Raw genomic sequence first — 2932 nt, 5'->3', positions numbered from 1 at the left:
GATTGATATGAGTACGCGCCAAAGCTTCTGAAAGTTGCATAAAAAAATCCGATGACAAGGGGTCATCGGATTTTGATCCTTTCAGTGAGATCGTCAAGCGATCTGTCTTAACTGATCGGCATTACAGCAATGCTAGGTTATTTTGTTCAAGCGATTACGCAGGCACACGCCATCTTCTGGTCATTAAAAGGTTGCACGCCTGCCTCAGCGATTGTCTTATACCAAGGTCATAAACAAGCCGGCAATCGTTGCTGCCATCAGGTTAGACAACACCCCAGCGGCCAAGGCTTTAAGCCCTAGGGTAGCGATTTCGGAACGACGTTCAGGAACCAAGCTACCAATACCCGCAATCGCGATAGCAACCGTGCCAAAATTGGCAAATCCGCATAAAGCAAAAGATAAGATCACTTGGGTACGTTCTGACATTGGCATGCCGGTGGCCTCAACCAAGGTATCGCCAGCGAGGTAGGGTGCCAAATTAATATAAGCGTAGAACTCATTGATCACAATCTTCTGGCCAATGAAGGATCCTGCCAGCATGGCTTCATCCCATGACACTCCCATTAACCAAGCTACCGGCGCAAACAGATAGCCTAAAATCATCTGCAAAGTGACCCCTTCAAAACCAAACCATCCGCCAATGCCACCAATCATGCCATTGAGCAGCGCTACTAAACTGACAAACGAGAACAGCATCGCGCCAACTGCCAAGGCCAACGATAACCCACTCATGGTACCCGAGGTTGCGGCATCGATAATATTTTTAGGTTGGTCTTCGACAACACGATCAAGCGCCTGATCATTTACTTTTTCAGTTTGCGGGATCAGTAACTTGGCAAATAACAACCCCCCTGGCGCAGCCATGAAAGAAGCGGCCAGCAAATACTCCATCTTAATGCCTAATTGGGCATACCCTGCTAACATCGTACCGGCAATAGACGCGAGACCACCGCACATCACCGCAAACAATTCTGCTCGTGTCATTTGCGGAATATAAGGCTTAATGAGCAATGGCGCTTCGGTGACACCGACAAAAATATTGGCACTGGCCGACATCGACTCCGCTTTACTGGTTTTTAATAAGGTTTGTAGTGCACCACCGACCCACTTCACCACCAGTTGCATAATGCCTAAGTAATACAGAACCGCCGACAAGGCAGAGAAAAAAACCATGATGGGTAATACTTTAAAAGCAATGACAAAGCCTCCTGGCCCAAATAATTCATACATTTTATCGCTGACAAGGCCACCAAATAAAAAGGACATGCCAGCGTTACTATAACCAATAACATTAGACACTACCTCGGCCATATTATAAATCACCGCCTGACCGAACGATGAAAATATAACAAACGCCCCCATTGTTAATTGCAAAACAAATGCAACACCTACGGTTCGATAATTAATTGCCTTGCGATTTTCTGACGCGAAATAGGCTATCGCAAGCAGCGAAATAATACCTAGAATACTCACTATGATTTGCATTTATTTAATCCATTGACGAAAATAAAGCGAACGTAATTGAGGCATTGTCGATAACAATGCCTCAATAAGAAACTTGTAGGTTATCGTAATTAATTGCGCAATATGTAAACCAGTACATTGCCAATCAACTACATCGAAACGATTAGCTCATCCAGTACATTGAGAACATAATGTTGGCAATCAATGGCAGTTTGTGGTTCAAACTCTTGTCCATGTTGATCTGTATTAGACAGCACTCGAATGCTAACAAAAGGGATTTTATAGGCTTCGGCGATCATTGCGGCTGCTGATGTTTCCATTTCTTCAATGGCCGTATTAAAGGTCTGATGAAACCAATTTATGCGGTCAAGTTCGCGGTTCCATTCATCCCCCGTACCTATCACCCCAGTCACCACTTGTCCTTTGGTGTAGCGAGGGGCCAATGACACCGCCAACGCCACCAAGGCTGGGTCAGCCTTAAAATGATTATGCTTAACCACGTTTCCATGTTCACGAAGATACATGGTCATATCAAAGTTCTGCCAATTCCTTGGGTGAATGCCCTGGCCTTTCTCAGTGTACTCAGTCTTATAAGAGCCCATGTTAAAGCTAGCACTGCCTACCACAATATCGCCTCGAAAAAGCTTAGGATCATGACCGCCGGCAGTGCCTTGATTGATGATGATGCGTGGCTGGTAATGCTCAATGGCTAATGTAGTTGCCGCGGCGGCATTTGCCAGCCCAATTTCGGTACGTGAAACTACCACCGGATAACCATTGCGTTGACCTAACCAAAATGTCCAAGAGCCGAACGAGGCTTCACTGACCTCGTCGAGCGCTGCCACCAGAGTTTCGATTTCTACGTCCATTGCGCCCTGAACCAGAATTGGCTGCCGGCGTCTAATATCATCTTGAAGTTGCATAAAGAATTATTCAAAGCAGAAAGTGCGCGAATATTAACAACGGTTATCTCCATGGGCAATGACGCAAATTGTGAGAGGCGTGTTACCAGCTCATCATAAATTCTCAGGGGTCTTTTTAAATAATTTAAGGCATTGAAAAATCGGTGATTGATTTATAAGGAAATTATATTTAGCTTTTCAAGATGTTCTATTATAGTAAATTTACAACTCTCCTATTTGAGAACACAGTGTTCTTAAATCGTTTGTATTAGTGATTAACAATTATCACCTCCGCCCAAAATTTGACATGTTTTAGACTGGAAATATGTGACACCAGTCACCAGCCGCTTATTCAAAAGGAGGCGCCCCCCTCAAAAACGATGCTTAAAATATAAGTAAGAAAACACCCTCCTGTATCAGGATTATTGAGCAGCGCCATACGGCGTTGTTGATCAAATAGTTCACGTAACGTACTGATCTAATGACACTTACTCTAATTACTCAACTCGGTAACTAACAGGCATACCTAGTCTTATGACTTTGTTCATTGCCTTGACGTTAGCTAA

Annotated in this window: 2 protein-coding genes; both read right to left on the bottom strand. The window is 44.2% G+C overall.

The features are described from left to right. Positions 1-216: 216 nt before the first annotated feature. Positions 217-1485 (bottom strand): NupC/NupG family nucleoside CNT transporter, encoded by a 1269-nt coding sequence (locus KU855_RS18580; protein WP_218532769.1) that lies wholly within the window; start codon positions 1483-1485, stop codon positions 217-219. Between the two features lie 128 nt (positions 1486-1613). Further along, on the bottom strand, positions 1614-2387 hold the full coding sequence (locus tag KU855_RS18575) for a 5'-methylthioadenosine/S-adenosylhomocysteine nucleosidase (protein WP_218532767.1): 774 nt from the start codon (positions 2385-2387) through the stop codon (positions 1614-1616). Between the last annotated feature and the right edge of the window lie 545 nt (positions 2388-2932).

It is taken from the genome of Shewanella sp. NIFS-20-20 (assembly GCF_019209865.1).
Lineage (GTDB): Bacteria > Pseudomonadota > Gammaproteobacteria > Enterobacterales > Shewanellaceae > Shewanella.
Note: the sequence above shows the minus strand (reverse complement) of the source record. Positions and strands in the feature narration are given on the sequence as shown.